Consider the following 26631-nt stretch of genomic DNA (forward strand, 5'->3'; position numbering starts at 1 on the left):
CCACAGATCCTTCAGCGGTCCGGGACCCGGACGCGGCACTCGGTAAGGACTGGTCCGCCTCCTCCGACGTACTGGTCACCGGAGTGGGTGACAGCAACGGCTTCCACCTTTACGTGGCCCGGGAACGGAACGCCTTCGCCTGGTCGACGTTGGCCTCCCTGTCCGCCTCGTCGCTGGACATGGGGCCGTGGATGGGTGAAACCTGCGTGACCGGCTCCGGCCGTTACGCGGTGGCCGTGTTCGCTCCGAAGATGGCGGCCAACAAGCCCAGGCTCGTGCGGGCTGGAGCGATCGCCGCGGTGGTCGACATCGCCAACGGCAAGGCGACCACGGTGGCGACGGGGCTGCAACTGGCCTACTTCAACCCCGCCTGCGGACCGGACGACCGGGTGCTGCTCACCCGGGCCGTCGGCGAGGACATGCAACAGACCGACCTGCTCACCGTGGACGCTGCCGCTCACCGGGTCACCCAGACCCGCCGGATCGCGGCCCAGCTCACCACGCCCGCACCGGCGGCCGATGGCGACTACGGCATCGCCCGGGGACGACTGGTGAAGGTCGGGTCCACCGGAGCACTCACCGAGGTGGCCCGGCCGGTCGGGCCGGTCTCCACTCTTCGCGGCACCGCACGCAGCGGCATCGACCTGGTCGCCATCACTGGTGAACGGGCCGTGGCGCAGCGGTACCAGGCAGGTCGGCTGCGGACCGTCGTCGTCGGCAAGAAGGGTCACCTGCAGCTGATGGGCCAGGCGGGCGGCCGGAACGTGCTCGTCGGCACCGCACCGGCCCCCACGCGCACCTGGCCGGAGCTGGCGGTGATCCGGTCGGACCACCGGGTCCGGGCCGTCTCCGCGCGCGGTCACCTGCTGGCCGAGGAGATCACCACCGCACAGGGCGAGAAGGCGGTACGCGCGCCCCTGTCGCCGGCGGACCGGGCCGACGCCGGCCGGGTCCAGGTGGCGGTACACGCCACCGCCAGCGGTCGCCGTTCCACCGTCGCCTTCGCCACCTCGCGGACAGCGCCCCGGCTGGACGCGCTGCCGACCCATGCGGCGGCCGGGCCGACGGTGAGCGGGCTGGCGGTCGACCCGACGATCTCGAACCCGAAGTGCGCCGTACGGCGGAACGACCCGAAGGTGCAGGCGCAGCAGCCGAGCGCCAACATGGTCGAGTGGGCGGTGGACCGGGCGGTGCACGCCACCCTCACCACGTCCCGGCCGGCCAACTACCTGAAGTCCGGCCTGCCCTCCTACAGCCCGCAGGGGCTCTTCCCGAGGCGGGCGGTGGCCGGCGGCGGTGAGGTGCCGGCGCAGCTCATGTTGGGGATCCTGGCCCAGGAGACGAATCTCTCGCAGGCTTCCTGGCACGCCGTCCCCGGCGACCTGGGCAACCCGCTGATCGCCGACTACTACGGCAACGCCGGGGCCAGTATCGACGTCATCAACTACCCGAAGGCCGACTGCGGCTACGGCGTCGGCCAGGTGACGACGGGGATGAGCGTCGGCGACACGGTCTACACCCGCAACCAGCAGATCGCGATCTCGATCGACTACGCGGCGAACATCGCCGCCGGGCTCAACATCCTGATCGACAAGTGGAACCAGATCTACAACGAGCCGCTCGGGCGGAGCACCCTCAACAACAACGACCCGACCTGGATCGAGAACTGGTTCCTGGCCGTCTGGGCGTACAACAGCGGCTACCACCCGAGCAGCGAGGCCAGCGCCAACAACGGCCGGTGGGGCATCGGCTGGCTGAACAATCCCGCCAACCCGTCCTACGATCCGGCCCGGCCGAAGTTCCTCCGCGACACGTACGCCGACGCGGAGACGCCGAACCACTGGTCGTACCCGGAACGGATCATGGGGTGGGTCGAGACGCCGCAGCTGAAGGGCTGGCCGATCTCCACCGAGGCATACGCCCAGCCGACGTACGGCGCCAACTCTCCGAACTACCCGAGCCGCTTCACCAAGGTGCTGTCACTGCCGGGCGTCTACACGTTCTGCTCGCCGAGCATCAACAGCTGCACCCCGAACGCCGCGAGCCCGTGCCCGGCCGACAGCGAGGCCTGCTGGTGGCACGGCAGCGCGACCTTCGCCAACTGCCCCGGTGGGGCCTGCGCCAAGGAGAAGCTGACCTACAGCTCGACCTCAGCCGAGCCGGGGGTGCAACGGGTGTACGACCGGGACTGCTCGGTCTTCACCGGCAACTCCGACCCGGACAAGGACGCCACCCGCAAGACCAGCGTCGTGTACACCACGATCGACTCGTCGCAGTACGCACTGGGCTGCACCAGCGACCCGAACGACGGAAAGTTCACCCTCCGGGCCGGCTCACCGACAGGCAGCACGAACGCGCTCTACGCCGACATCGACCTGCACCAACTGGGTGCCGGTTACCAGGGGCACATGTGGTTCAGCCACGTCTACCCGACGGTCAACGGAAGTGCCAACCCGAAGCACCACCTGGTCGGCGCCTGGACCCCCAACCTGGACCTGCAACCGGGGGAGCGGATGCGCTTCGACGTCGTCGCGCACCTGCCGAGCCACGGGGGCGAGCACGACGCCGCGGAGTACGTCATCCGCGGCGGCAACGACGGCAGCGAGTACTACTGCGAGCTGGACCAGGGCACCGGGCTGCCCGGGGTGAACGGCCACGACAAGTGGGTGTACCTGGGCGCCTACGACATGGGCCGGGGATCGCAGGTGCTGCTCAACAACGCGGGGACGTCGACCTCCACCGGTAACGTCGATGTCGCCTGGGACGCCATGGCGTTCATCCCGATCTACAACCGCGCGGGCCACCACTGCAAGGATCCCTACTAGCAGGGGGCCGGCATCGGTCCGGCCCGCTGACCCTGAACGTCAGGAAGCGCCCCTTGTCACGCGAAAGAGCGTCGTGGCCGGGGGCGCTTCCCCTGTCCTCGGGTCAGGCCGGGTGTGCGGCGTCCAGGGCGGCCCGGACCAGGTCCAGCGCGGCATCCGGCGCCACCCCGAGCCGGAGCGCCTCGGCCGCGTAGCCGGCCGCCGCCCGCTGCAACCGGTCCACCGCGTCGTCGCGGCCCGGCGCCACGAAGGTGCCGTGCCGCCCCCGCGTCTCCAGCAGCCCGGCGGCCTCCAGCTCCCGGTACGCCCGGGCCACCGTGTTCGCCGCGAGCCCCAGCTCGCCGGCGAGCCGGCGGACCGTCGGCAGCCGGGTGCCGACCGGCAGCCGCCCGTCCCCGATCTGCTCGGCGAGTTGGCCACGCACCTGCTCGTACGGCGGCGTCGGCGACGCCTGGTCCACGATGATCCGCATGTCAGCCCGCTCCCCCGGGCGCACCCGGATCGGTGTCGGCGTCGATGTCCGCCGGCACCGGTCCCTCGGCCAGGTCCACCACCCGGCCGTACGGGCTGGTCGCGGCGAGCGCCGCGCCGAACAGGACGAGCTGGTTGAGCAGGTAGAGGTAGAGCAGCACGCCGACCGCCCCGGCCACCACCGCGTACGCCGGGTTCCGCTCGGTGCGCACCACGTAGTACCGCCCGACCGTGTTCAGCAGCGTGATCCCGACCGCGACCACGAACACCACCGGGCGCAGCCGGCGCCGGCTCATCCGAAGCCGGGGCACCGCCACCAGCAGCGCCGTCGCCAGCACCGCGTTGACCAGGACGCTGAGTACCGCGCTCACCACCGTCAACCCCACCGAGCCGGTGCTGCGCAGCAGGAACCGCAGCACCGACTCCAGCGTGTCCACGGCGGCCACCGAGACACCGAGCATCACGAACACCAGCACCAGCACGCCCAGGTCGATCACCCGGCGCACCACCAGGTTGCCGGGCTGCTGGTTGAGCCCGTATATCAGCCGCTGCGAGGAGCGGATCGCCTCCACCCAGCCGATCCCGGTGAAGGCCAGGATGACCAGGCCGATCACGCCGACGGTGCCGCTGCTCTGGGCGATCTGCGCCGGGTCCAGGAAGGGCAGGTTCTCCCGGAGGAAACCGGCGGCGGAGGCGCTGATCTCGTCGTTGTCCTCCAGGATCGCCCCGAAGATCGCGTACGCGACCAGGCCGAGCGCGAAGACCGCGAAGAAGCCGTAGTACGCGATGGCCGCCGCCAGCCGCGCGGCGAGCACATCGCCGTAGAGCGTCCCGGCCCGCCACAGGTGGTCGAACGTCCGTGACCGGCGGCGCGCGGCGGTGACCCGCCGGCCGAAGCCGGCCTCGATCCGCCCGATCACGTTCACGCCGTCATCCTCGCCGATCGGCCGCCGGCACGTCGACGGCCCGCCGGGTTCAACCGCCGAGCAGGAAATCCCGGCGCGGCTGCCACCGGGCCTGCCCGCTGTGGGAGAAGAGGGTGAACGAGCCCACCTCGAACATCGCCGAGAAGTCGGCCAGGTCCTCGTACACCTTGTCCAGCGCCTCCGGCGCGACGTCCTGGGCCACCGTGACGTGCGGGTGGTACGGGAAGCGGGTTTCCCGGTGCAGCTCCGGCGCGACTCTGATCGCGGCGGCCAGCAGCTCGCACTCGCTGATCCCGGCGGCCACCGCCACGAAGACCACCTGGGTGACGGGGCGGAACGTGCCGGTGCCGCGCAGGTGCAGCGCGAACGGCAGGTGGGCGGCGGCCACCGCGGCGAGGTGCCGCTCGACCGCCGGCAGCGCCGCCACCGGGATCTCGGTGGGCCCGAGCAGCGTCACGTGCGCCTGGACCACCAGGGGGTCGCCGGTCTCGACCCGGCGCCGGGTGAGTGTCCCGCCCCACGGTTCCGGGATGTCCACCGCGATCCCGATCTGGATGGTGTCGCCGGCCACCGGCGCCCCCTCCCTGCGATCCACGTTCCGCGCCACCCCTTCGGCCACCGAGCCGTCCACCCGTATCACGTCGCGCCGGCTACTCGAAGCACGCCGGCGAAAACATTCCGGCAATTCTGTCAGCAACCCCCGGCGTACGTCATTACGGGCCGGCGGGTCGGCTCTCGGCCGCCGGCACCGGGGCGGCGACCTCGCGCCGCGGCTCGGGCAGGCGCACCGCGGAGACCGCGAGCCGGGCCACGCGGCGCCCCTCCAGCGCGAGCACCCGCAGCAGCCACCCCTCGGGCGGGACGTCGGGGGTTCCGCCGTCGCCCGGGGCCAGGGGCACCGACACCTCGTCGCCGTCGATCGGCAGCCGGCCGAGCGCCGCCATCACGTACCCGCCGACCGTCTCGTACGGGCCGGCGGGCAGCCGCACCCCGGTGCGCTCGGCGAAGTGGGAGAGGTTGAGCCGGCCGTCCACCACGGCGGGCAGCCCGGACAGCGCCGGCTCGGGGGCGTCGTCGTGCTCGTCGTGGATCTCCCCGACCAGTTCCTCGATCAGGTCCTCGCAGGTGACGATGCCGGCGGTGCCGCCGTACTCGTCGACCACCACCGCCAGGTGGTGACCCTCGCGGCGCATCTCGGTCAGCGCGGCCAGCACCCGCTTGCTGCCGGGCAGCTGCTTCACCTCCCGGGTAAGCTCGCCGACGGTGGTGTCCGGATCGAGGTCGGGGCGCAGCAGCACGTCGCGCAGGTGGACGAAGCCGACCACGTCGTCGTGGGTGCCGTCGACCACCGGGTAGCGGGTGTGCGTCTCGGCCCGGACCAGCCGCTCCGCCTCGGCCAGGCTCAGCCCGGCGGAGAGGAAGACCACCTCGGTGCGGGGCATCATCACCTCACGGACCAGGCTCGCGCCGGCCACCAGCACCTCGTCGATGATCCGCCGCTCGTCCGGGTCGAGGACGGTGTTGGCGGCGACCAGGTCGCGCAGCTCCGCCTCGCTGATCCGTTCCCGGCCGGCCGCGGGGCTGGCCCCGAGCAGGTCGGTGACCAGCCGGGTGGCGCCGTCGGCAGCCCGGACCACGAGCCGGGCGACCGCCCGGGCCAGCGGCCCCGGAACGCGTCGGGCCCGCCCCGGCGATCGTCGTCGGAGCCCGGGACCGCCCGCTTCCCGCATGTCTGTAGATGGTAGAGCCCCGAGGGCCCGGCGATGGGCCGTGCGGCCACACCGGGCCGTCGTAAGGTGATCACGAACGGCCGCGCGAGGCGCGGCCAGGCAGGAGGCTCGACGTGAAACTGCTCGTCACCGGCGGCGCCGGCTACATCGGCAGCGTGGTGACCCGGATGCTGCTCGACGCCGGCCACGAGGTGGTCGTCCTCGACGACCTGCGCACCGGGCACCGGGAGGCGCTCGCTCCGGAGGCCACCTGGGTCGACGCGCCGATCCACGACGCGGCCCAGGTGCTCACCCCGGGGGCGGGCTTCGACGGGGTGCTGCACTTCGCCGCCCTGATCGCCGCCGGCGAGTCGATGGTCAGGCCGGAGCTGTACTGGCACACCAACACCGTCGGCTCGCTCGCCCTGATCGACGCGGTCCGGGCCGCCGGCGTGCCCCGGATGGTCTTCTCCTCCACCGCCGCCGTCTACGGCAACCCGGTCGAGCTGCCCATCCCGGAGACGGCCGTCAAGGCCCCCACCAACACGTACGGCGCCACCAAGCTCGCCGTCGACATGGCGCTCACCTCCGAGGCGATCGGGCACGACCTGGCCGCCGTGTCGCTGCGCTACTTCAACGTCGCCGGGGCGTACCTGCGCGGCGACCTCGCCATCGGCGAGCGGCACGACCCGGAGACCCACCTCATCCCGATCGCCCTGGACGTGGCCGCCGGCCGGCGGGAGAAGCTCCAGCTCTTCGGCGACGACTACCCCACCGCCGACGGCACCTGCGTGCGCGACTACATCCACGTCGAGGACCTGGCCCGCGCCCACCTGCTGGCGCTCACCGGCGCCGCTCCCGGTCGGCACCGGATCTACAACCTGGGCAACGGCGCCGGGTTCACCAACCGGCAGGTCGTCGACGTGGTCCGCGAGGTCACCGGCCGGCCGCTGCCGATCGAGGTGGCGCCCCGCCGCGAGGGCGACCCGGCCGAGCTGGTCGCCTCCGCCGCGCTGGCCCGCGAGGAGCTGGGCTGGGTGCCCGAGAAGCCCACCCTGCACGACATGGTCGGCGACGCCTGGGCCTTCTACCGCACGCACGTCCTGAAGCGTCCGTGACCGATCCCGCGCGTCCCGGCCCCGCCGGTGACGTCGCCGACCGCGCCGCCGCCGGTTTCCGGCACCGGTACGGCGAGCCGCCCGCCGGCCGCTGGGCGGCTCCCGGGCGGGCCAACCTGATCGGCGAGCACACCGACTACAACGACGGCTTCGTGCTGCCGTTCGCGTTGCCGCTGCGTACCGTCGTCGCCGCCGCGCGGCAGGACGGCGGGCGGTGGACGGCCTGGTCGGAGCTGTCCGACTCCCCGGTGGAGTTCGGCGTCGACGAGGTCGCCGCGCCCGGCCGGGTCGCCGGCTGGGGCGCGTACGTGGCCGGGGTGGTCTGGGCGCTGCGCGACGCCGGCCACGACGTGCCCGGCGCGCGGCTCGCCATCGCCTCGGACGTGCCGGTCGGCTCCGGGCTGTCCTCCTCGGCGGCGCTGGAGGCCGCCGTGCTGGCCGCCCTGGTCGACCTCGGCGGGGTGGACCTGCCGGCCGAACGGCGGCCCCGGCTCGCCCAGCGGGCCGAGAACGCCTACGTCGGCGCCCCCACCGGGATCATGGACCAGTCCGCGGTGATCCGCTGCCGCCCCGGCCACGCGCTGTTCCTCGACTGCCGTACCGAGTCCGTCGAACACATCCCGTTCGACCTGGCCACCGCCGGACTGGCCGTGCTGGTGGTCGACAGCCGGGCCCCGCACCGGCACGCCGGCGGCGAGTACGCCTCCCGCCGCGCCTCCTGCGAGCGGGCGGCGAAGCTGCTCGGGGTGGCCGCGCTGCGCGACGTCCCCGCCGCCGGGCTGGACGAGGCCCTCGCCCTGCTCGACGACGACGAGACCCGCCGCCGGGTCCGGCACGTGGTGACCGAGAACCAGCGGGTGCTCGACACCGTCGAACTGCTGCGCGCCGGCCGGATCCGCGACATCGGCCCGCTGCTGACCGCCTCGCACGCCTCGATGCGGGACGACTTCGAGATCACCGTGCCGGAGATCGACACGGCGGTCGAGGCGGCCCTCGCGGCCGGGGCGTACGGCGCGCGGATGACCGGCGGCGGCTTCGGCGGCTGCGTCCTCGCCCTGGTCGACGCCGACCGCGCCGACGCGGCATCCGCCGCCGTCACCACCGCCTACGCCGCCCGCGACTTCCCCGCCCCCAACTTCCACCTGACCACCCCAAACACCCACCCCCGCCCCTGACACCCGGCCGCCGCCTCACCCCCGCCCCGGCCGCTATTTCACGGAAAGAGTCACCATCCGGGCTTGGATGGCCACTCTTTCCGTGAAATAGCGCGGTGTTCGAGGGGCGGCGTCAGGCGGTTTCGACGATCATGCCGGCGCCCACGGTGCGGTTGGTGGTCTCGTCGATGATGACGAAACCGCCGGTGGTGCGGTTGCGGCGGTACTCGTCGGCCAGGAGCGGCACCGTCGTCCGCAGCCGGACCCGGCCGATCTCGTTGAGCCTCAGTTCGGTGGCGGTCTCGTCGCGGTGCAGGGAGTTGATGTCGAAGCGGTAGTGCAGGCCCCGCACGATCGCCCGCGCCGAGCGGGTGGTGTGCTTGATCGCGTACTTGCCGCCGACCTGCAACGGGCGGGTCTCGTCCATCCAGCAGACCATCGCCTCGATGTCCTGCGCCACCGCCGGGGCGTTGTTCGGCCGGCAGATCATGTCACCCCGGGAGATGTCGATCTCGTCTTCGAGGCGGACCGTGACCGACATCGGCGGGAACGCCTCCTCCACCGGCCCGTCCGCGGTCTCCACCGCCGCGATGCGGCTGGTGAACCCCGACGGCAGCACCATCACCTCGTCCCCCGGCTTCAACACCCCCGAGGCCACCTGACCGGCGTACCCCCGGTAGTCGGTCACCGTCGTGGACTGCGGCCGGATCACGTACTGCACCGGGAAACGCACGTCCTGCAGGTTCCGGTCCGAGGCGATGTGCACCCGCTCCAGGTGGTGCAGCAACGACGGACCGTCGTACCACGGCATGTTCTCCGACCGGGACACGATGTTGTCCCCCCGCAGGGCCGACACCGGTACCACCGTCAGGTCGGGCACGTCCAGCTTCGCCGCGAACGCCGTGAACTCGTCCGCGATCCGCTCGAACACCTCCTGCGAGAAACCGACCAGGTCCATCTTGTTCACGCACAACACCAGGTGCGGCACCCGCAATAGCGAGCACAGGAACGCGTGTCGCCGCGACTGCTCGACGAGGCCCTTGCGCGCGTCCACCAGGATCAGCGCCAGATCGGCGGTGGACGCCCCGGTGACCATGTTGCGGGTGTACTGGATGTGCCCCGGGGTGTCGGCGATGATGAACTTCCGCCGCGGCGTGGCGAAGTACCGGTACGCCACATCGATCGTGATGCCCTGCTCCCGCTCCGCCCGCAGGCCGTCGGTGAGCAGAGCGAGGTTGGTGTACTCGTCCCCCCGCGCGGCGCTGACGGCTTCGACGGCGGCAAGCTGGTCGGTGAACAGCGACTTCGTGTCGTACAACAGCCGGCCGATCAACGTCGACTTACCGTCGTCGACGCTCCCCGCCGTCGCGAACCGCAGCAGGTCCATCGGCCGCGCCCCGAGATCGACCTCGGTGGCCACAGTGTCGGTGCTCATCAGAAGTAGCCCTCCCGCTTACGGTCCTCCATCGCGGCCTCACTGACCCGGTCGTCACCCCGGGTAGCGCCCCGCTCGGTGATCCGCGTCGCGGCCACCTCCTCGATCACCCGCTCCACCGAGTCCGCGTCCGAACGCACGGCGGCGGTGCAGGAGGCATCGCCCACCGTCCGGTAGCGCACCTGGGCCTTGAACCGCTCCTCACCCGCCCGGGGGCGGAAGAACTCGTTCACCGCGTAGAGCATCCCGTCCCGCTCCACCACCTCGCGCTCGTGCGCGTAGTAGATCGAGGGCAGCGGGATCCGCTCCCGCGCGATGTAGTGCCACACATCCAACTCGGTCCAGTTCGACAACGGGAACACCCGGATGGACTCCCCCGGGTGATGCCGACCGTTGTACAACGACCACAACTCCGGACGCTGGTTCTTCGGATCCCACTGCCCGAACTCGTCCCGGAACGAGAACACCCGTTCCTTCGCCCGCGCCTTCTCCTCGTCCCGCCGCGCCCCACCGAACAACGCGTCGAACCGGTGCTTCTCCACCGCGTCCAACAACACCGGCGTCTGGATCCGGTTCCGCGTCCCGTCCGCCGCCTCCCGCACGAACCCCCGCGCCAACGCCTCCGGCACACTCGCCACGATCAACTGAAGGCCCAGCTCGGCCACCCGGCGATCCCGGTACTCCAGGACCTCCGGGAAGTTGTGCCCCGTGTCGACGTGCATCACCGGGAACGGGATGTTCGCCGGCGCGAACGCCTTCTGCGCCAACCGCAGCATCACGATCGAGTCCTTGCCACCGGAGAACAGCAGCACCGGCCGCTCCATCTCCGCGACCACCTCGCGCATCACGAAGACGCTCTCCGCCTCCAGCGCGTCGAGGTGCGAGACCTGGTACGCGGCGGGGGCGGTCATGACACGGCCTCGATTCGCTCGGATCCGCTCATGGGATTCCAGACCTTTCCGGTCGGACACGTAAAGAAGAACGCTCAGGCTACCCGGACTGCCTCTGCAACGCTGCAAGCAACCGGCTGGCGAGATCCTTGCGGCAGACCAGCAGGTCGGGCAGGCGCGGATCAGCCTCGTTGTATCTCAGCGCAGAACCGTCGATCCGGGAAGCATGCAGTCCGGTGGCCGTCGCCACAGCTACCGGGGCGGCCGAGTCCCACTCGTACTGGCCGCCGGCGTGGATGCACGCGTCGACCTCACCTGTCACCACTGCGACGATCTTCGTCCCCGCCGAGCCCATCGGAACGAGATGAGCGCCGACATCCTCCGCCGGATCGGTCAGAAAAACCGGCGGAGGAACTACGACTGGCCGCCAACCGGATGACCCTCCCTCCGCCAACGGTCGCCGCCTCCGGCGTCATCGGCGGGTGCGCCGGCTGCGGTTCGCCCGAAAGGCGCAGACTACCGGCCGGGCCTCGGGCATCCGCCTACGCCCCGCCCGGGTCAGGCCCCGTGATACAGGTTCTGGGTCGGCTCCACACCCCGGGTGACCACCGACTCGACGACGTCCGCCGCCCGGTCGACCAGGAACTCCAGCTCCTTGCGCTCGGCGGCGGAGAAGTCCGACAGCACGTAGTCCGCCGGGTCCTGCCGACCCGGCGGCCGGCCGATGCCGAACCGCACCCGGACGTAGTCCTTCGTGCCCAGCGACTTCGACATCGAGCGCAGGCCGTTGTGCCCGCCCTCACCGCCGCCGCACTTCACCCGCACCTGCCCGTACTCGATGTCCAGCTCGTCATGGACCGCGATCACCCGGCCCGGCGGCACCTTGTGGAACTGCGCCAGCCCGGCCACCGGCCCGCCGGAGAGGTTCATGTACGTCAGCGGCTTCGCCAGCACCAGCTTCGGGCCGCCGAACCCGAGCCGCCCCTCGGTGACCTCAGCCACCGCCCGCTTGTGCCGGCCGAACCTGCCACCCACGCGGGCGGCCAGCAGGTCGGCCACCATGAAGCCGACATTGTGCCGATTGCCCGCGTACTCCCGACCGGGGTTGCCCAGGCCGACCACCAGCCACGGCCCCGCCTCGTCCGTCACGCCACGCCCCTCCCGCTCTCAGCGCCGCCCACCACGGCCGTGCGACCCGACGACCACCGGATATGCCGACAGGCGCCCCCGATCACGGGAGCGCCTGTCGCACGGAACGGGGACCGATCAGGCCTCGGTCTTCGCCTCGGCCGGGGCCTGCTCGCCCTCGGCGGCCGGGGTCTCGGCACCCTCGGCGGTCTCCTCGCCGACCTCGGCCTCGGCCTCGGCGGTGGCCTCCTCGACCTCGGGGAGGGTGGCCTCAAGCTGCTCGGCGGTCGGCGCGGCGGTCACCGAGGCGACCGTGGACTCCGGGTCGGCGACCAGCTCGACGCCGGACGGCAGCTCCACGTCGGCGGCGGTGACCTGGGTGCCGGCCTCCAGACCCTCGATCGACGCCTCCAGGTGGTCCGGCACCTTCGTGGCGTCGGCGATCACCGAGAGGGTGTCGTGGTCGTGCACGATCAGCGTGTCCTTGGCGGCCTCGCCGGTCAGCTGGACCGGGACCTCGACGGTGACCTTCTCGCCGCGGCGGACCAGCAGCAGGTCGACGTGCTCGTAGCTGTCCCGGATCGGGTCCCGCTGGATCGCCTTCGGCAGCGCCAGCACCTGGGTGCCGTCGCTGACCTCGATCGCGAAGAGCTGGTTGGCGCCGCCCTTGCGGATCGCGGCGGCGAACTCACGCACGGGCAGCGCGATGTGCTTGGGCTTCTCGCCGTGGCCGTAAAGCACGGCGGGCACCAAGCCGGCCCGGCGGGTACGACGGGCACCACCCTTGCCGAACTCGGTACGGGGCTCGGCGCTGATCTTTACCTCGGACACGGGGAAACTCCTGATGCTTTCGCTGCGGCGGGCTTGTCGACTGGCGGTGCTGGGGCGAGGGGCTCGCTGGGGCTCATGCGTCATGAACGACTGCCCGGAGCACCGCGTCGATGACGGTGCATCCGTGCGGCGCTTTTCAGCGGCCCGCCGGGCACCCTCGCCGTGGCAACCGTAATAGTCTACCCGAGTTGATTGCGCCCCTGACGGCAGTCCCCGCCTCCACCATCCGCAGGAGCAAAAACGCCCAGCGGACACCGTTCCGGACGCCGGTCGGACATCGACCCGGACGCCCGGCGGAGCCGGTCCGGTACCCGCGCGCCGGCCTCGGGACGAGAGCCGGCGCGCGGGTGGCCGTCAGCTCAGGCCGCCGAACAGGGTGGTCACCGACCCGTCGTCGAAGACCTCCCGGATCGCCCGGGCCAGCAGCGGCGCGATCGACAGCACGGTGATCTTGTCGAGCTGCTTCTCGGACGGCAGCGGCAGCGTGTTGGTCACCACGACCTCGGTGATCGGGCTGTTCTTCAGCCGCTCGGTCGCCGGGTCGGACAGCAGCGCGTGGGTGGACGCCACGACGATCTCCGCCGCCCCGGCCGTCCGAAGGATCTCGGCGGCCTTGGTGATCGTGCCGCCGGTGTCGATCATGTCGTCGACGATCAGGCAGACCCGCCCCTCCACCTCGCCGACCACCCGGTTCGCCACCACCTGGTTCGGCTTTAGCGGATCCCGGGTCTTGTGGATGAACGCCAGCGGGCAGCCGCCCAGCCGGTCCGTCCACCGCTCCGCCACCCGAACCCGGCCCGAGTCCGGCGCCACCACCGTCATCGGCCGACCGGCGAACTTGCGCTCCACGTACTCGGCCAGGATGTCCATCGCGAACAGGTGGTCCACCGGGCCGTCGAAGAAGCCCTGGATCTGCGCGGTGTGCAGGTCCACCGTGAGGATCCGGTCCGCGCCCGCGGTCTTCAGCAGGTCCGCCACCAGCCGCGCCGAGATCGGCTCCCGGCCCCGGTGCTTCTTGTCCTGCCGCGAGTACGGGTAGAACGGCAGGACCACGGTGATCCGCTTGGCCGAACCGCGCTTCAGCGCGTCGATCATGATCAGGGTCTCCATGACCCAGGTGTTGACCCCGTGCGTCACGGACTGCACCACGAAGGCGTCCGAACCACGCACCGAGTCCTTGAACCGTACGAAGATCTCCCCGTTCGCGAACTCGTACGCGTCGGCGGGCGTCGGCGCGACGCCTAGCACCTCGCCGATCTCCTTGGCCAGCTCCGGAAAGCCACGTCCGGAGAAGAGCATCAGGCTCTTGCGGTTTTCGGCGACGATGCTGCCCATGGGCTCGTCTGCTCCCGTTGGTCGGTGGTCCCGGCTGCGGTCCGGCCGGGGACTATGCGGTTGCAGTATCTCCCCCGCCTGGCGGCCCTCGAACCGCCTCGGCGCCCCCGTGGATTGCCTCACCTTCCCTTGCGGCCCTCAGGCCTCCGGCGCATCCTCCGCCGCTTGCGCCACAGCCTGGCGGGCCCGCTCGGCGGCCTCGGCGGAGGCGGTGCCGGGCCGCCTGCGGGCCACCCAGCCCTCGATGTTGCGCTGCGGCGCCCGGGTCACCCCGAGCGCACCCGGCGGCACGTCCTGGCTGACCGCGCTGCCCGCCGCGACGTACGCGCCCGGGCCCACCTCCACCGGGGCGATCAGGCTGGTGTCGCAGCCGATGAACGCCGCCTCGCCGACCGTGGTGCGGTGCTTGTTGACCCCGTCGTAGTTCACGAAGATCGTCGCCGCGCCGATGTTGGCCTTCGCCCCGATCGTCGCGTCACCCACGTACGACAGGTGTGGCACCTTCGCGCCCGCACCGACCTCGGAGTTCTTCACCTCGACGAAGGTGCCGACCTTGGCCCGCTCGGCCAGCTTCGCCGCCGGCCGCAGGTACGCGTACGGCCCGACGCTGGCCCCCGGGCCGACCTCGGCCTCGACGGCGTGGCTGCGCAGCACGGTCGCCCCCGGACCGACCACCGTGTCGATCAGCGTCACGTCCGGTCCGACCACGGCCTCCGCACCGACCACGGTCCCGCCGCGCAGCTGGGTGTTCTGGTCGATCACCGCGTCCCGGTCCACCGCGACCGTCACGTCGATCCAGGTCGTCGCCGGGTCCAGGATGCTGACCCCGGTGCGCATCCACCCCTCGTTCACCCGGTCGCGCAGCAGCCGGCGCAGCGCCGCCAGCTCGACCCGGTCGTTGCAGCCCAGCGTCTCGACGTGGTCGGCGGCCACGTGCACCGCCACCGGCTCGCCGGCGGAGACGAGCAGGCCGAAGACGTCGGTGAGGTACTCCTCGCCCTGGTCGTTGTCGGCGGAGAGCTTACCCAGCGCGGCGCGCAGCCGCACCGCGTCGAACGCGTAGATGCCGGCGTTGATCTCGCGCAGCGCGCGCTGGGCCGGGGTGGCGTCGCGCTCCTCGACGATCTGCTCCAGCCGACCCGACGGGTCCCGGACGATGCGCCCCAGCCCGGTCGGGTCGGGCACCTCGGCGGCCAGCACCGTGGCCGCGGCCCCCGCGCCCTCGTGCGCGTCGACCAGCGCGGCGACCGTCTCGGGGCGGAGCAGCGGCACGTCGCCGTTGATCACCACCACGGTCCCGGCGGCGTCCGGCGCCGCGTCCAGCCCGATCCGGACCGCGTGGCCGGTGCCGAGCTGCTCGGCCTGGAGCACCGGGGTGGCCGCCGGGGCGACCTCGGCCAGGTGTGCCCGGACCTGGTCCGCGCCGTGCCCGACCACAACGACGGTCCGGTCGGCCGCAAGCGGCGCGGCGGCGGTCAGCACGTGGCCGAGCAGGGTCCGGCCGAGCAGGGGATGCAGCACCTTGGGCAGCGCCGACTTCATCCGCTTGCCCTCCCCGGCGGCGAGCACGACGACGGTTCGGAGGTGGAGCTGGGACACGACGTAGCTCCCGTCGGACGGCGACAGTCTCGCGGCCATGCTAACCACGCAGTGGCGGCGGTACAGCGGAAGCTCCCGGGAGAGGATTCGAACCCCTATAATCAGGACCAAAACCTGACGTCCTGCCATTAGACGACCCGGGACGGTCTAAACGGACAAACCAAACGGTCGGCAGACCTCTACACCATAGCGTCCCGAGCCCTCGATGCCATCGCCCATTCCCCTCATGATCCCTTCGGTCCTCCAGAGCGGCCGGCGCGGCACTCCGACGGCACGTCGCGTGGCACGAAGGCATCCACGCACGAAACTGTCCCGCGCGGCTCCACGCGCACGCCGGGTCCCCCCGTGCCGGCCGACGCCGGGTCGACCGGCACGGGTACGGTCGGACGACGCGGCGGCACCGTCCCGGCTTCGGACGGGTCGGCGGCGTGAACAGCGGAGGCAGCGGCATCCCACGACAGGCGTCCCCGAGCGCCGGCGAGGTGACGACATGGCGGACGGTCCGGTCGGCGAGGGTGGCCCAGGTCGCCGGCGGCGCACGGTTGCGGCGGCGGCGGGAAAGCCGCCCTCGCGGGTGCGGATGTCGGCGGCGCAGCGGCGTGAGCAGTTGATCTCGATCGGTCGGCAGCTGTTCGCCGAGCGCGGCTTCGACGCGACCTCGATCGAGGAGGTGGCGGCCCGGGCGAAGGTCTCCAAGCCGGTCATCTACGAGCACTTCGGCGGCAAGGAGGGGCTCTACGCGGTGGTGGTGGACCGGGAGGTCCGGGCCCTGCTGGACCGGATCACCACGGCCCTGACCGCCGGTCATCCGCGGGAGTTGCTGGAGCAGGCGGCGATGGCCCTGCTCGGGTACATCGAGGAGGAGACCAGCGGGTTCCGGGTGCTGGTCCGGGAGTCGCCGGTGATGTCCGCGACGGGCAACTTCAGCAGCGTGATGAACGACGTCGCGCACCAGGTCGAGCACATCCTCGGCGCCGAGTTCAAGACCCGGGGGTACGACCCGAAGCTGGCCGAGCTCTACTCGCAGGCCCTCGTCGGGATGGTGGCACTGACGGGACGCTGGTGGCTGGAGGTGCGCAAGCCGCGTAAGGAGACGGTGGCCGCGCACCTGGTCAACCTGGCCTGGAACGGCCTGTCGCACCTGGACGCGAAGCCCACCCTGATCACGGCGAAGGGCCGGTGACCGGGGTCCGGAACGGCCGGGTTCAGCGACCGCCGGGGACGGCGGCGCGGCGGTGCCGGCGTTCGGCCTCGGCGCGCTCGGGCGGGCCGACCTTGTCGTAGAGGCCGGTGGCTAGGAGCACCAGCCCGAACAGCAGCGACACGATGACGGTGGACATCGAGAAGTTGAGGAAGTTCGCCGAGGTCTGCAGGACGGACATCATCAGCACGCCGGTGACCAGGAAGACCACCCCGGCGGTCAGGTTCATGTAGTGGCCGAGGTTGCTCCGCCGGGACGCCCCGACCATCAGCACGGCCCCGAAGATCACCGAAACCAGCGAGAACGCGAGGTTGGTGCGGAGGCCCAGGGCCCAGGTGCCGCCCCGGTCGAACAGCCCTTCGCCCCAGGTCGCGACCACTCCCCAGACGCCGAAGACCAGGATGTAGAGCCCGATGACCCCGGCGAGGACGCGGTAGAGCGCTCGCGCCGGGTGATTGACCGGAAAGTGCACCATAACCCCTCCGTCCGGATGTGTCCGTTCGGAAGGATTGTCGCCCGCGCGGGCGCCGGATACGGGCCGAACCGCCGCAGCGGGACCGGAACCAGCCGATCCCCGCGGCGGGCAACCCTGGTCAGAGGACGAGCCGGGCCTTCTGCCAGGCCTCGCTCTCCTCCTCGGTGCCGATCTTGCCGTACATGCCGACCATCAGCAGCACCAGCGAGAGGGTCAGCACCACGATGTCGGTGAAGACGGTGAAGTTGAAGATGTTGGCGTCGGTGTGCAGGAAGGCCAGCGCGGCCAGGCCGAGGACCATGAGCGCGTACGCCAGCCACTGGTTGATCGCGACGTCGAGGTTGCGGCCGATCGCGGTGCCGGCCAGGATCGCGACGCCGATCAGGACGCTGAGCAACGAGAAACCGAGATTGGTCCCCTGGCCGAGCACCTTCGTGTCATCCTGGGCGAAGAAGTCGTTGCCGGCGCTGGCGATGACGCCGAGCACTCCGAAGACCACGAAGTACAGACCAACGAGCCCGCCGATCGCCCGGTAGATCGGCCGCGCGGGGTGGTTGACGGGGGTGTGGGCCATGTCTGAATCTCCAAGACCGTGCGGGTGAGGGGTCACCTGATTGTCCCGCACGGCGGGCTGTGACGCCGCACACCCCCCACCCGAGGCCGGCTCGCCTTCCGTGAGCCGGCCGGCTCAGTTCCCGGGGACCTGCTCGGCGAGGGCCAGCCAGGTCTCCTCGACCTGCTCCCGTTCGGCCCGCACGTCCTTGAGTTGGGCGTCCAGCTCGGCGACCTTGGCGTAGTCGGTGGCGTTCGCGGCGAGCTGGTCGAGCAGCGCCGCCTCCCGCTGGTCCAGCTTGCCGATCTGGCGTTCCAGCCGGGTGAGGTCCTTCTTCGCCTGCCGGGCCTCGGCGGCGGACATCCCGCCGGCCGGCGGGGTGGCGCCCGCCGTGGCGGTGGGTCCGCCGGCGACCGCGGCCAGCGGCTGGTTCGCGGTCCGGGCCAGGTACTCGTCGACGCCGCCGGGCAGGTGCACCAGCCGACCGTCGCCGAACATCCCGTACGCCGTCTCGGTGACCCGCTCGATGAGGTACCGGTCGTGGCTGGCCACGATGACGGTGCCGGGCCAGGAGTCGAGCAGGTCCTCCAGCGCGGCGAGGGTGTCGGTGTCCAGGTCGTTGGTGGGCTCGTCGAAGAGCAGCACGTTGGGCTCGCCGGCGAGCAGCCGGAGCATCTGGAGCCGGCGGCGCTCCCCGCCGGAGAGGTCGCTGACCGGGGTCCAGAGCCGGCGGTCGTCGAAGCCGAAGACCTCGGCGAGCTGGGCGGCGGAGACCTCCCGGTCGCCGAGCTGAACCCGGCGCGCGACCTCCTCGACGGCTTCGAGGACGCGCAGGTGACCGGGCAGCTCGGCCAGCTCCTGGGAGAGGAACGCGGGCCGGACGGTGGAGCCGGTGGCGAACCGTCCGGCGTCGGGGCGGGTGATGCCGGCGAGCATCCGCAGCAGGGTGGTCTTGCCGGCGCCGTTGCGGCCGAGGATGGCGATCCGGTCACCGGGGCCGACGTGCCAGGTGGCGTCGTGCAGGATCTCCTTCGGGCCGGCGTGCAGCCGGACGCCCTCCAGGTCGTACACCTGCTTGCCGAGCCGGGCGGTGGCCATCCGTTGCAGCGACATGGTGTCGCGCGCCGGCGGCACGTCGGCGATCAGCGCGTTGGCGGCGTCGATCCGGAACTGCGGCTTGGAGGTCCGGGCGGGCGGGCCCCGACGCAGCCAGGCGATCTCCTTGCGGAGCAGGTTCTGCCGGCGGGCCTCGGTGGCGGCGGCGACCCGCTCCCGCTCGACGCGGGCCAGGGTCCAGGCGGCGAAGCCGCCCTCGTACGCCCGGACGGTCTGGTCGGCGACCTCCCAGGTGGCGGTGCAGACCGCGTCGAGGAACCACCGGTCGTGGGTGACCACGACGAGGGCGCCCTTGCGGCCGACCAGGTGCCTCGCCAGCCAGTCGACGCCGCCGACGTCGAGGTGGTTGGTGGGCTCGTCGAGGATGAGCAGGTCGGAGTCGCGCACCAGCAGGGCGGCCAGCGCCACCCGGCGGCGCTCGCCGCCGGACATCGGGCCGACGGGCTGGTCGAGGCCGAGGTGGGGCATGCCGAGGCCGTCGAGGATGCCGCGGACCCCGGCGTCGCCGGCCCACTCGTGCTCGGCGCCCATGCTCTCGCCGAGCCAGGCGGTGCCGAGCACCACGTCCCGGACGGTGGCCTCGGGAGTGAGGGTCAGAGCCTGCGGCAGCCAGAGCACGCGCAGGTCGCGGCGGTGGGTGACCCGGCCGTCGTCCGGGTCCTCCTGCTTGGTGAGCAGCCGCAGCAGGGTGGACTTGCCGGCCCCGTTGAGGCCGACCACGCCGATCCGGTCGGCGTCGTCGAGGCCGAGCGAGACGTCGGTGAGCAGCGGCCCGGCGGCGCCGTACCCCTTGGACACCCGGTCCAGGTTGACGATGTTGGCCACGAAGCCACCTTTCATGATGAAGGCGTCCCGGTGCCGGCGGGCACCTGGGGACGCCTGGCCTCCAAGGGTACGCGGACCCGCCGGGGCGCCCCGGCGGGCGTACGCTCCGCCCGCCGGGCGAGCGTGTTCCCGGCTCAGCCGATCCGCGCGCCGGGCACCGGGCCGTGCGCGGTGCGCGCCTGGCGGCACACCCCGGCGGTCGCCAGCTCGGCGGCGATCCGCTCGGCGTCGTCGGCGTTCGCGGCGAGGAACACGCAGGTCGGCCCGGAGCCGGAGACGATGCTGGCGAGCGCCCCGGCGGCCTCGCCGGCCTTCAGGGTGCCGGCCAGGGACGGGCGCATGGCGAGCGCGGCGTCCTGGAGGTCGTTGCCGAGGCTGGCGGCGAGCACCCGGGGGTCCCGCTGCCGCAGCGCGGCGAGCAGCCCGTCGGTGCTGCGCAGCGGCGGGCCGGCGGCCCCGGCGTCGCGGAGCCGGTCGAGTTCGGCGTACGCGGCGGGGGTGGACAGCCCGCCGTCGGCGATGGCGACCACCCAGTGCCAGGAGGTGGCGCGGGCCAGCACGGGGCTGACCGCCTCACCCCGGCCGGTGCCGAGCGCGGTGCCGCCGTAGATCAGGAACGGCACGTCGGAGCCGAGGTCGGCGGCGATCCCGGCCAGCTCGTCGCGGGACAGCCCGGTACCCCAGAGGGCGTCGCAGGCGACCAGCGCGGCGGCGGCGTCGGCGCTGCCGCCGGCCAGCCCGCCGGCCAGCGGGATCTGCTTGCGCAGGTGCAGCCGGGCGTGCGGCGCGACGCCCGCGTACCCGGCGAGGGCGCGGGCGGCCCGGATGGCCAGGTTGGTGTCGTCCAGGGCCAGTTCGCCGGTGCCCTCCCCCTCCATCGTCAGGGTGAGGGTGTCGCCGCGGCGGGCGGTGAGCTCGTCGTAGATCGAGATGGCGTGGTAGACGGTGTTCAGCTCGTGGTAGCCGTCCCGGCGCAGCGGGCCCACCCCGAGGTGCAGGTTGACCTTGGCGGGCACCCGCACCCGGACCGGGCCGCTGGCCCCGCGCCGCTGCTGGTCGTCATCGTCGTCCGGTCCCCAGGCCTCGGTCACCGCGCCAGCCTACTGCGCGGCCGGTGGGGCGGTCGGGGCCGACGCGGCGATGGCGGCGAACTGCTCGACGGTGAGCGACTCGCCGCGCGCGCCGGGGTCGACGCCGGCGGCGGTGAGCGCCGCGGCGGCCCGGTCCGCGCCGCCGGCCCAGCCGGCCAGGGCGGCCCGCAGGGTCTTGCGGCGCTGGGCGAAAGCGGCGTCCACGACGGCGAAGACCTGTTTCCGGGGCACCTCCGGGCGGGGCGGCTCGCGGCGGGTGAAGGCGACCAGGCCGGAGTCGACGTTGGGCACCGGCCAGAACACGTTGGGCGGCACCTTACCGGCGGCGCGGGAGCGGGCGTACCAGGCGAGCTTGACCGACGGGATGCCGTAGACCTTGGAGCCGGGGCCGGCGACGAGCCGGTCGGCGACCTCCTTCTGCACCATCACCAGGCCCTGCCGGAGGCTGGGCAGCTCGGCCAGCAGGTGCAACACCACCGGCACGGCCACGTTGTACGGCAGGTTCGCCACCAGCGCGGTCGGCGCGGGGTCGGCCAGCTCGGCGGCACCGATCCGCAGGGCGTCGGCGTGGTGCACGGTCAGCCGGGCGGCGGCCGGCCCGGCGAACCGGGCAGCGGTCTCCGGCAGCGCGGCGGCCAGCGTCGGGTCGAGCTCCACGGCATGGGTGTGCGCGGCCACCGGCAGCAGGGCCAGGGTGAGCGAGCCGAGGCCGGGGCCGACCTCCAGGGCGACGTCGTCCGGGGCCAGGCCGGCGACGGTGACGATCCGGCGCACGGTGTTCGGGTCGTGCACGAAGTTCTGGCCGAGCTTCTTGGTCGGGTGCACCCCGAGGCGGGCGGCGAGTTCCCGGATCTCCGCCGGGCCGAGCAGGCCGGTCACCACGGGCCGAAGGCGCGCTCGCCGTTGGCCGACAGCGCCGCGCACAGCTCGTCGAGGTCCGCGCCGGCGGTCGCGGCCAGCGCCCGCACGGTGAGCGGGATGAGGTACGACGCGTTGGGCCGCCCCCGGTGCGGGGTGGGGGTGAGGTACGGCGCGTCGGTCTCCACCAGGAGCTGGTCGAGCGGGGTGAGCGCGGCGGCCTCGCGCAGCGCGACGGCGCTGCCGAAGGTGACGGTGCCCGCGAAGCTGAGCAGGTAGCCGCGGCGCACGCAGTCGGCGGCGAACCCGGCGTCGCCGGAGAAGCAGTGCAGCACGACGGTGTCCGGGGCGCCCTCGTCGTCGAGGATCCGCAGCACGTCGGCGTGCGCGTCCCGGTCGTGGACGACCAGGGCCTTGCCGTACCGCTTGGCGATGGCGATGTGCGCCCGGAAGCTCTCCTCCTGCGCGGCCCGGCCCTCGTCGCCGGTGCGGAAGAAGTCCATCCCGGTCTCGCCGATCCCGCGCACCCGGTCCCGGGCCGCGAGCGCCTCGATCTGCCGCAGCGCCTCGTCGAGGTCCGCCAGCCGGGGCGCCTCGTTGGGGTGCAGGGCGACGGTGGCCAGCACCGCCGGGTAGCGGTCGGCCGCGTCGGCGCTCCACCCGGAGGACCTCACGTCCACGCCGACCTGGACGAGCCGGTCCACGCCGGCCTCGGCGGCCACCGCGACGGCCGCCGCGACCGGGTCGGCGGCGGCGGCGTTCCCACCCGCCCCGCCGGCCGGGGCGCCGGCCTCGGTGACGGTGATGTCCAGGTGGGTGTGGCTGTCCGGCACGGGGCGGGGCAGCGGCTCGGGCGCGGGCGGGAACTCCCCGGCCCGGCGGGTGGCCCGTTGGCGGCGGGACTCAGTCGGCTCGGTCATCGCCGTCAGCATCACACACCGCCGGTCGGCCCGGAGCGGTGGTGGGCGGGCATAACGGCGGGAGGGCCGGGAATGCGCCGGGCGTCCGACGGCCCCGACCCCGCTCCGGGAGAAGACATGCCCTTCATCACCGTCGGCGCGGAGAACTCCGCGCCCATCGACCTGTACTACGAGGACCACGGCGCCGGGCAGCCGGTGGTGCTGATCCACGGGTTCCCGTTCAACGGGGCGACCTGGGAGAAGCAGACCAGCGCCCTGCTCGCCGCCGGCCACCGCACGATCACGTACGACCGGCGGGGCTTCGGCAACTCCAGCCAGCCGGCCGCCGGGTACGACTACGACACGTTCGCGGCCGACCTGGACGTGTTGCTGACCGAGCTGGACCTGCGCAACGTGATCCTGATCGGGCACTCGATGGGCACCGGGGAGGTGACCCGCTACCTCGGCACGTACGGGTCGGGCCGGGTGGACCGGGCGGTGCTGCTCGCCCCGCTCGCGCCGTTCCTGCTGAAGACCGCCGACAACCCGGAGGGGCTGGACCGGAGTCTCTTCGACGGTTTCCAGCAGGCGATCCTCGCCGACCGGTTCGCGTTCCTCACCAGCTTTTGCGACAACTTCTTCAACTATGCGGAGAACAAGGGCAAATTGGTCAGTGAGGAGGCGTACCGGGCGCACTGGGAGATCGGCACGCGGGCCTCGGCGATCGGCACGTACCAGAGCGTGGACGCCTGGCTGACCGACTTCCGGCCGGACCTGCCCCGGATCGACGTGCCGGTGCTGATCGTGCAGGGCGACCAGGACCGGGTGCTGCCGTACGCGGCGACCGGGCAGCGATTGCAGCCGATGCTGCCCGACAGCCGGCTGACCACGCTCAAGGGAGCGCCGCACGGCATCCCGTGGACCAACAGCGACGAGGTGAACCGCGCGATCCTGGAGTTCGTGGTGGCCCCGGCGATGGCCCGGCGCTGAGGTCGCCGCCGACCGTACGGCCGGCGCGGTCCCCGGGGGCGGGGGCCGCGCCGGCGCGGTGGGTCGGGCCGGCGCGGTGGTCAGCCGGTGAGCCGGGCCAGTTCCTCGTCGACGATCGACGGGTCGAGCTTGCGGAAGACCGGCTTCGGCGCCGCGAGCGGCCGGCCCGCCTCCAGCGGTACGGACTCCCAGCGCGTCCCGACCGTGTAGTCCCCGGTCAGCACCGGGTACGCGGGCCCGCCGTCGAGGTCGTCGACCTCCTCCAGCACGGGCATCGGCGCGTGCACGCCGGTGCCGCCGAGCAGCTCGTGGATCTTCTGCGCGGAGTGCGGCAGGAACGGGGTGAGCAGCGTGTTCGCGTCGCTGATCACCTGGAGGGCGACGTGCAGGATGGTGCCCATCCGGGGCTTGTCCGCCTCGTCCTTGAGCTTCCACGGGGCCTGCTCGGAGAGGTACTTGTTCGCCTCGGCGACGACCCGCATCGCCTCGCCGATGGCCTGCTTCTGCCGGTGCCGACCGATCAGGTCGCCGACGGTGTCGAAGCCGGCCCGGGCGGCGGCGAGCAGCGCCTCGTCTGCCTCGGTGAGCCCCGCCGGGTCGACCGGCGGGATCGCGCCGAAGTTCTTCGCCGCCATCGAGACGGACCGGTTGACCAGGTTGCCCCAGCCGGCGACCAGCTCGTCGTTGTTGCGGCGGAGGAACTCGGCCCAGGTGAAGTCGGTGTCGTTGCTCTCCGGGCCGGCGACGGCGATGAAGTAGCGCAGCGCATCGGCGTCGTACCGCTCCAGGAAGTCCCGGACGTAGATGACCACCTTGCGGGAGGAGGAGAACTTGCGCCCCTCCATGGTCAGGTACTCGCTGGAGACCACCTCGGTGGGCAGGTTGAGCCGGCCCAGCCGGCCCGGCTCGCCGTCGCGCGTGCCCTCGCCCGAGTAGCCGTCGAGCAGCGCCGGCCAGATCACCGAGTGGAAGACGATGTTGTCCTTGCCCATGAAGTAGTAGCTCTGCGCGCCACCGGCGGTGCCGCCCTCGGCGTCCTTCGGGTTCCAGAACTTCCGCCACGCCTCCGGGTCGCCGGTGCGGCGGGCCCACTCGATGGACGCGGACAGGTAGCCGATGACCGCGTCGAACCAGACGTAGATCCGCTTGTCCGGCCGGTCCCGCCAGCCGTCGAGGGGGATCGGCACGCCCCAGTCCAGGTCCCGGGTGATCGCCCGGGGCTGAAGGTCGTCGAGCAGGTTCTTCGAGAACCGCAGCACGTTGGGCCGCCAGCCCTCCCGGCTGTCCAGCCACTGCCGCAGGGCGTCGGCCAGGGCCGGCAGGTCGAGGAAGAAGTGCTCGGTCTCGATGAACTCCGGCGTCTCGCCGTTGATCTTGGACTTCGGGTTGATCAGGTCGACCGGGTCGAGCTGGTTGCCGCAGTTGTCGCACTGGTCGCCGCGGGCGCTGTCGTACCCGCAGATCGGGCAGGTGCCCTCGATGTACCGGTCGGGCAGGGTCCGGCCGGTGGACGGGGAGATCGCGCCGACGGTGACCTTCGGAACGATGTAGCCGTTGCGGTGCATCCCGGAGAACAGTTCCTGCACCACGGCGTAGTGGTTGCGGGTGGTGGTGCGGGTGAACAGGTCGTACGACAGCCCGAGCGCCCGCAGGTCCTCGGCGATCACCCGGTTGTACCGGTCGGCCAGCGCGCGCGGGGTGACCCCCTCGGCGTCGGCCTGCACCTGGATCGGGGTGCCGTGCTCGTCGGTGCCGGACACCATGAGCACGTCGTGGCCGGCCATCCGCATGTACCGGGCGAAGACGTCGGAGGGAACGCCGAAACCGGAGACGTGGCCGATGTGGCGCGGGCCGTTGGCGTAAGGCCAGGCTACCGCCGCGAGAACGTGACTCATGACCAGCAAGCCTAGTGACCTCGCCGGGTACGCCGCGAACCAACAGGCCACCCGGGCGGTCGACGCCCCGCCGGGCACCCCCGGGCCGGCGCGGACGGGGCGGGGCGAGGGGGCCTCGGCGGCCGGGCGGCGTCGAGCGGACGATCGTTGCCCGAATTGTCGCCGACACGCGGCCTGAGCTGCCTGGACACCCACGCCGACCGGTGTCCAATGAAGCCCGTGACCGCCAGCCGAGCCGCCCGGGACCACGAGGAGCCGCCCGCCGGGTCCGCCCGCGACGACGACCCGCCGCCCGGACCGTCGCCCCGGGCCGGGGCCGTGGCGCCACAGCCCCGGCCGGTCCCGCCCGCCGAACCGACCGGGGCGTCCGCCGCCACCACGCCCCGGCCGACCGGACCGATCGCCCTGCCGGGGCCAACCCCGCCCATCGCCCTGCCGGGGCCGGACCCCGCACCCGGGCCGGGCGCGCTGCTGTCCGGTTCGGGTGTCGTTCCCGGGCAGGCCACCGGCGGCCCCGGCCGGCCGGTGGAGGTGGAGCCGACCACGGGGGCACCGGTCGGCGCCGTGCCGCGCCGGGTCCCGGTCCGGCAGCCGGGCGGGCGGCCCCGCCCGGGAACCGCCGTCGGCGACCCGCCGGGGTCCGACGACGGGCCGTTCTGGGCACCGATCGAGGAGGTGCACTGGGACGGCACGCCGCTCGGGGAAGGGCACGGCCGGTGGCGGCAGGGCGACGGCGACCGGGCGGCCCGGGCCCGACGGCGGCGGGCCGACCGCCCCGCCCGGCCGCCGGAGCCCTGGCGGGGGCTCTCCGCGCTTCTGGCGCTGAGCCTGCTCGCCGCGTTCTTCGCCTGGGTGAGCGTCGGCCCGTTCTGGCTGGCCGTCGGGCACCGCGTCACCGGCACCGTGGTGGTCGACGAGTGCACCGGCGGCGGGCTGACCCAGCGCTGCCGGGGGATCTTCACCGCCGACGACGGCCGGTACGTCGCGTTCGGGGTGCGGATCAGCGGCGTGCCCGCCGAGCGCAGCGCCGCCGGCTCCGTCCTGCCGGCCGGGATGACCGGGCCGACGTCCGACGCGGCGTACGCCGACACCGGGGTCGGCCGGCACCTGCGCTGGCTGCTCGGGTTGCTGCTGGTGCTGGCGTGCGGTGGGGCGATCGCCCGGTGCACCGGCGCCACCCTGTTCACCGACCGGCGGGCCCGCCGCTGGGCGGTGGCCGCCGCCGTGGCCGGCCCGCTCGTGATCACGGCCGGCTTCCTTGCCGACGCCTGGTGACGCCCCCGCCGGGCGGACGGGGCGGGGATCTC

Annotated in this window: 22 protein-coding genes, 1 tRNA gene and 2 pseudogenes; 6 read left to right on the forward strand and 19 right to left on the reverse strand. The window is 72.8% G+C overall.

The window, feature by feature from the left end:
• Window positions 1–83: 83 nt before the first annotated feature.
• On the forward strand, window positions 84–2825 hold the full coding sequence (locus ABT023_RS10100; RefSeq protein WP_350883722.1) for a hypothetical protein: 2742 nt from the start codon (window positions 84–86) through the stop codon (window positions 2823–2825).
• A gap of 103 nt (window positions 2826–2928) precedes the next feature.
• Here the strand turns inward: ABT023_RS10100 and ABT023_RS10105 are convergent, their stop codons facing one another.
• From ABT023_RS10105 to ABT023_RS10120, 4 genes are all read right to left on the reverse strand, one after another.
• Window positions 2929–3297 (reverse strand): GntR family transcriptional regulator, encoded by a 369-nt coding sequence (locus ABT023_RS10105; protein ID WP_350883724.1) that lies wholly within the window; start codon window positions 3295–3297, stop codon window positions 2929–2931.
• A 1-nt stretch (window position 3298) separates the two neighbouring features.
• Entirely contained in the window at window positions 3299–4222 is a 924-nt protein-coding gene (locus ABT023_RS10110) for a YhjD/YihY/BrkB family envelope integrity protein (protein WP_350883727.1), read from the reverse strand.
• A gap of 49 nt (window positions 4223–4271) precedes the next feature.
• Window positions 4272–4859, reverse strand: coding sequence for a 2'-5' RNA ligase family protein (locus ABT023_RS10115; protein ID WP_350884005.1), 588 nt, complete (start codon window positions 4857–4859; stop codon window positions 4272–4274).
• A 76-nt stretch (window positions 4860–4935) separates the two neighbouring features.
• On the reverse strand, window positions 4936–5952 hold the full coding sequence (locus ABT023_RS10120) for a hemolysin family protein (protein ID WP_350883729.1): 1017 nt from the start codon (window positions 5950–5952) through the stop codon (window positions 4936–4938).
• A 167-nt stretch (window positions 5953–6119) separates the two neighbouring features.
• Between ABT023_RS10120 and galE the strand changes: the two genes are divergently transcribed.
• Window positions 6120–7049, forward strand: coding sequence for a UDP-glucose 4-epimerase GalE (galE, locus tag ABT023_RS10125; protein WP_502890636.1), 930 nt, complete (start codon window positions 6120–6122; stop codon window positions 7047–7049).
• Entirely contained in the window at window positions 7046–8224 is a 1179-nt protein-coding gene (gene galK, locus ABT023_RS10130; RefSeq protein ID WP_350883734.1) for a galactokinase, read from the forward strand. Before galE ends, galK begins: the two co-directional genes overlap by 4 nt.
• A 112-nt stretch (window positions 8225–8336) precedes the next feature.
• On the opposite strand, the gene cysN is transcribed toward galK, so the two are convergent.
• From cysN to ABT023_RS10170, 8 genes and pseudogenes are all read right to left on the reverse strand, one after another.
• Entirely contained in the window at window positions 8337–9638 is a 1302-nt protein-coding gene (gene cysN, locus ABT023_RS10135) for a sulfate adenylyltransferase subunit CysN (protein ID WP_350883736.1), read from the reverse strand.
• Window positions 9638–10549 (reverse strand): sulfate adenylyltransferase subunit CysD, encoded by a 912-nt coding sequence (gene cysD, locus ABT023_RS10140; protein ID WP_350883738.1) that lies wholly within the window; start codon window positions 10547–10549, stop codon window positions 9638–9640. The genes cysN and cysD overlap by 1 nt, the downstream gene beginning before the upstream one ends.
• Before the next feature lie 79 nt (window positions 10550–10628).
• Window positions 10629–11013 (reverse strand): annotated as a pseudogene (locus ABT023_RS10145) (inositol monophosphatase family protein); the annotation flags it as partial.
• Between the two features lie 73 nt (window positions 11014–11086).
• The gene (pth, locus tag ABT023_RS10150; RefSeq protein WP_350883740.1) at window positions 11087–11677 is read right to left on the reverse strand and encodes an aminoacyl-tRNA hydrolase; all 591 of its coding nucleotides are present in this window, start codon (window positions 11675–11677) and stop codon (window positions 11087–11089) included.
• Window positions 11678–11794: 117 nt separating this feature from the next.
• The gene (locus ABT023_RS10155; protein WP_350883742.1) at window positions 11795–12487 is read right to left on the reverse strand and encodes a 50S ribosomal protein L25/general stress protein Ctc; all 693 of its coding nucleotides are present in this window, start codon (window positions 12485–12487) and stop codon (window positions 11795–11797) included.
• Window positions 12488–12841: 354 nt separating this feature from the next.
• Entirely contained in the window at window positions 12842–13822 is a 981-nt protein-coding gene (locus tag ABT023_RS10160) for a ribose-phosphate diphosphokinase (protein WP_350883744.1), read from the reverse strand.
• A 52-nt stretch (window positions 13823–13874) separates the two neighbouring features.
• Window positions 13875–15460 (reverse strand): annotated as a pseudogene (gene glmU, locus ABT023_RS10165) (bifunctional UDP-N-acetylglucosamine diphosphorylase/glucosamine-1-phosphate N-acetyltransferase GlmU).
• A 33-nt stretch (window positions 15461–15493) separates the two neighbouring features.
• Window positions 15494–15564, reverse strand: a tRNA-Gln gene (locus ABT023_RS10170).
• A gap of 347 nt (window positions 15565–15911) precedes the next feature.
• Here ABT023_RS10170 and ABT023_RS10175 point away from each other — a divergent pair.
• Entirely contained in the window at window positions 15912–16604 is a 693-nt protein-coding gene (locus ABT023_RS10175) for a TetR family transcriptional regulator (RefSeq protein ID WP_350883746.1), read from the forward strand.
• 22 nt (window positions 16605–16626) lie between these two features.
• On the opposite strand, the gene ABT023_RS10180 is transcribed toward ABT023_RS10175, so the two are convergent.
• From ABT023_RS10180 to ABT023_RS10205, 6 genes are all read right to left on the reverse strand, one after another.
• Window positions 16627–17097, reverse strand: coding sequence for a DUF4383 domain-containing protein (locus ABT023_RS10180; RefSeq protein ID WP_350883748.1), 471 nt, complete (start codon window positions 17095–17097; stop codon window positions 16627–16629).
• Window positions 17098–17215: 118 nt separating this feature from the next.
• Window positions 17216–17671, reverse strand: coding sequence for a DUF4383 domain-containing protein (locus ABT023_RS10185; RefSeq protein ID WP_350883750.1), 456 nt, complete (start codon window positions 17669–17671; stop codon window positions 17216–17218).
• A 114-nt stretch (window positions 17672–17785) separates the two neighbouring features.
• Window positions 17786–19591, reverse strand: coding sequence for an ABC-F family ATP-binding cassette domain-containing protein (locus ABT023_RS10190; protein WP_350883752.1), 1806 nt, complete (start codon window positions 19589–19591; stop codon window positions 17786–17788).
• Between the two features lie 134 nt (window positions 19592–19725).
• Complete coding sequence (locus ABT023_RS10195) at window positions 19726–20682, reverse strand: 4-(cytidine 5'-diphospho)-2-C-methyl-D-erythritol kinase (RefSeq protein ID WP_350883754.1); 957 nt, start codon at window positions 20680–20682, stop codon at window positions 19726–19728.
• A 9-nt stretch (window positions 20683–20691) separates the two neighbouring features.
• A complete protein-coding gene (gene rsmA, locus ABT023_RS10200; protein ID WP_350884007.1) occupies window positions 20692–21561 on the reverse strand; it encodes a 16S rRNA (adenine(1518)-N(6)/adenine(1519)-N(6))-dimethyltransferase RsmA in 870 nt (289 codons plus the stop codon).
• The gene (locus ABT023_RS10205) at window positions 21558–22472 is read right to left on the reverse strand and encodes a TatD family hydrolase (protein WP_350883756.1); all 915 of its coding nucleotides are present in this window, start codon (window positions 22470–22472) and stop codon (window positions 21558–21560) included. Before ABT023_RS10205 ends, rsmA begins: the two co-directional genes overlap by 4 nt.
• Before the next feature lie 105 nt (window positions 22473–22577).
• Between ABT023_RS10205 and ABT023_RS10210 the strand changes: the two genes are divergently transcribed.
• The gene (locus ABT023_RS10210) at window positions 22578–23429 is read left to right on the forward strand and encodes an alpha/beta fold hydrolase (protein WP_350883758.1); all 852 of its coding nucleotides are present in this window, start codon (window positions 22578–22580) and stop codon (window positions 23427–23429) included.
• 80 nt (window positions 23430–23509) lie between these two features.
• Here ABT023_RS10210 and metG read toward each other — a convergent pair whose 3' ends face one another.
• On the reverse strand, window positions 23510–25324 hold the full coding sequence (metG, locus tag ABT023_RS10215; RefSeq protein WP_350883760.1) for a methionine--tRNA ligase: 1815 nt from the start codon (window positions 25322–25324) through the stop codon (window positions 23510–23512).
• A 210-nt stretch (window positions 25325–25534) separates the two neighbouring features.
• Here metG and ABT023_RS10220 point away from each other — a divergent pair, with 210 nt between their 5' ends.
• Window positions 25535–26599 (forward strand): hypothetical protein, encoded by a 1065-nt coding sequence (locus ABT023_RS10220; RefSeq protein WP_350883762.1) that lies wholly within the window; start codon window positions 25535–25537, stop codon window positions 26597–26599.
• Window positions 26600–26631 lie beyond the last annotated feature (32 nt).

Source organism: Micromonospora sp. NPDC002296 (assembly GCF_040296145.1).
Taxonomy (GTDB): Bacteria; Actinomycetota; Actinomycetes; order Mycobacteriales; family Micromonosporaceae; genus Micromonospora.

Excerpts from the sequence above, each read along its gene's own strand:
- ABT023_RS10105 (WP_350883724.1), bottom strand. The coding sequence starts at position 3,297 with ATGCGGATCATCGTGGACCAGGCGTCGCCGACGCCGCCGTACGAGCAG.
- ABT023_RS10120 (WP_350883729.1), bottom strand. The coding sequence starts at position 5,952 with ATGCGGGAAGCGGGCGGTCCCGGGCTCCGACGACGATCGCCGGGGCGG.
- galE (WP_502890636.1), top strand. The coding sequence starts at position 6,120 with ATGCTGCTCGACGCCGGCCACGAGGTGGTCGTCCTCGACGACCTGCGC.
- cysN (WP_350883736.1), bottom strand. The coding sequence starts at position 9,638 with ATGAGCACCGACACTGTGGCCACCGAGGTCGATCTCGGGGCGCGGCCG.
- cysD (WP_350883738.1), bottom strand. The coding sequence starts at position 10,549 with ATGACCGCCCCCGCCGCGTACCAGGTCTCGCACCTCGACGCGCTGGAG.
- ABT023_RS10160 (WP_350883744.1), bottom strand. The coding sequence starts at position 13,822 with ATGGGCAGCATCGTCGCCGAAAACCGCAAGAGCCTGATGCTCTTCTCC.
- ABT023_RS10175 (WP_350883746.1), top strand. The coding sequence starts at position 15,912 with ATGGCGGACGGTCCGGTCGGCGAGGGTGGCCCAGGTCGCCGGCGGCGC.
- ABT023_RS10180 (WP_350883748.1), bottom strand. The coding sequence starts at position 17,097 with ATGGTGCACTTTCCGGTCAATCACCCGGCGCGAGCGCTCTACCGCGTC.
- ABT023_RS10185 (WP_350883750.1), bottom strand. The coding sequence starts at position 17,671 with ATGGCCCACACCCCCGTCAACCACCCCGCGCGGCCGATCTACCGGGCG.
- ABT023_RS10205 (WP_350883756.1), bottom strand. The coding sequence starts at position 22,472 with ATGCTGACGGCGATGACCGAGCCGACTGAGTCCCGCCGCCAACGGGCC.
- ABT023_RS10210 (WP_350883758.1), top strand. The coding sequence starts at position 22,578 with ATGCCCTTCATCACCGTCGGCGCGGAGAACTCCGCGCCCATCGACCTG.
- metG (WP_350883760.1), bottom strand. The coding sequence starts at position 25,324 with ATGAGTCACGTTCTCGCGGCGGTAGCCTGGCCTTACGCCAACGGCCCG.
- ABT023_RS10220 (WP_350883762.1), top strand. The coding sequence starts at position 25,535 with ATGAAGCCCGTGACCGCCAGCCGAGCCGCCCGGGACCACGAGGAGCCG.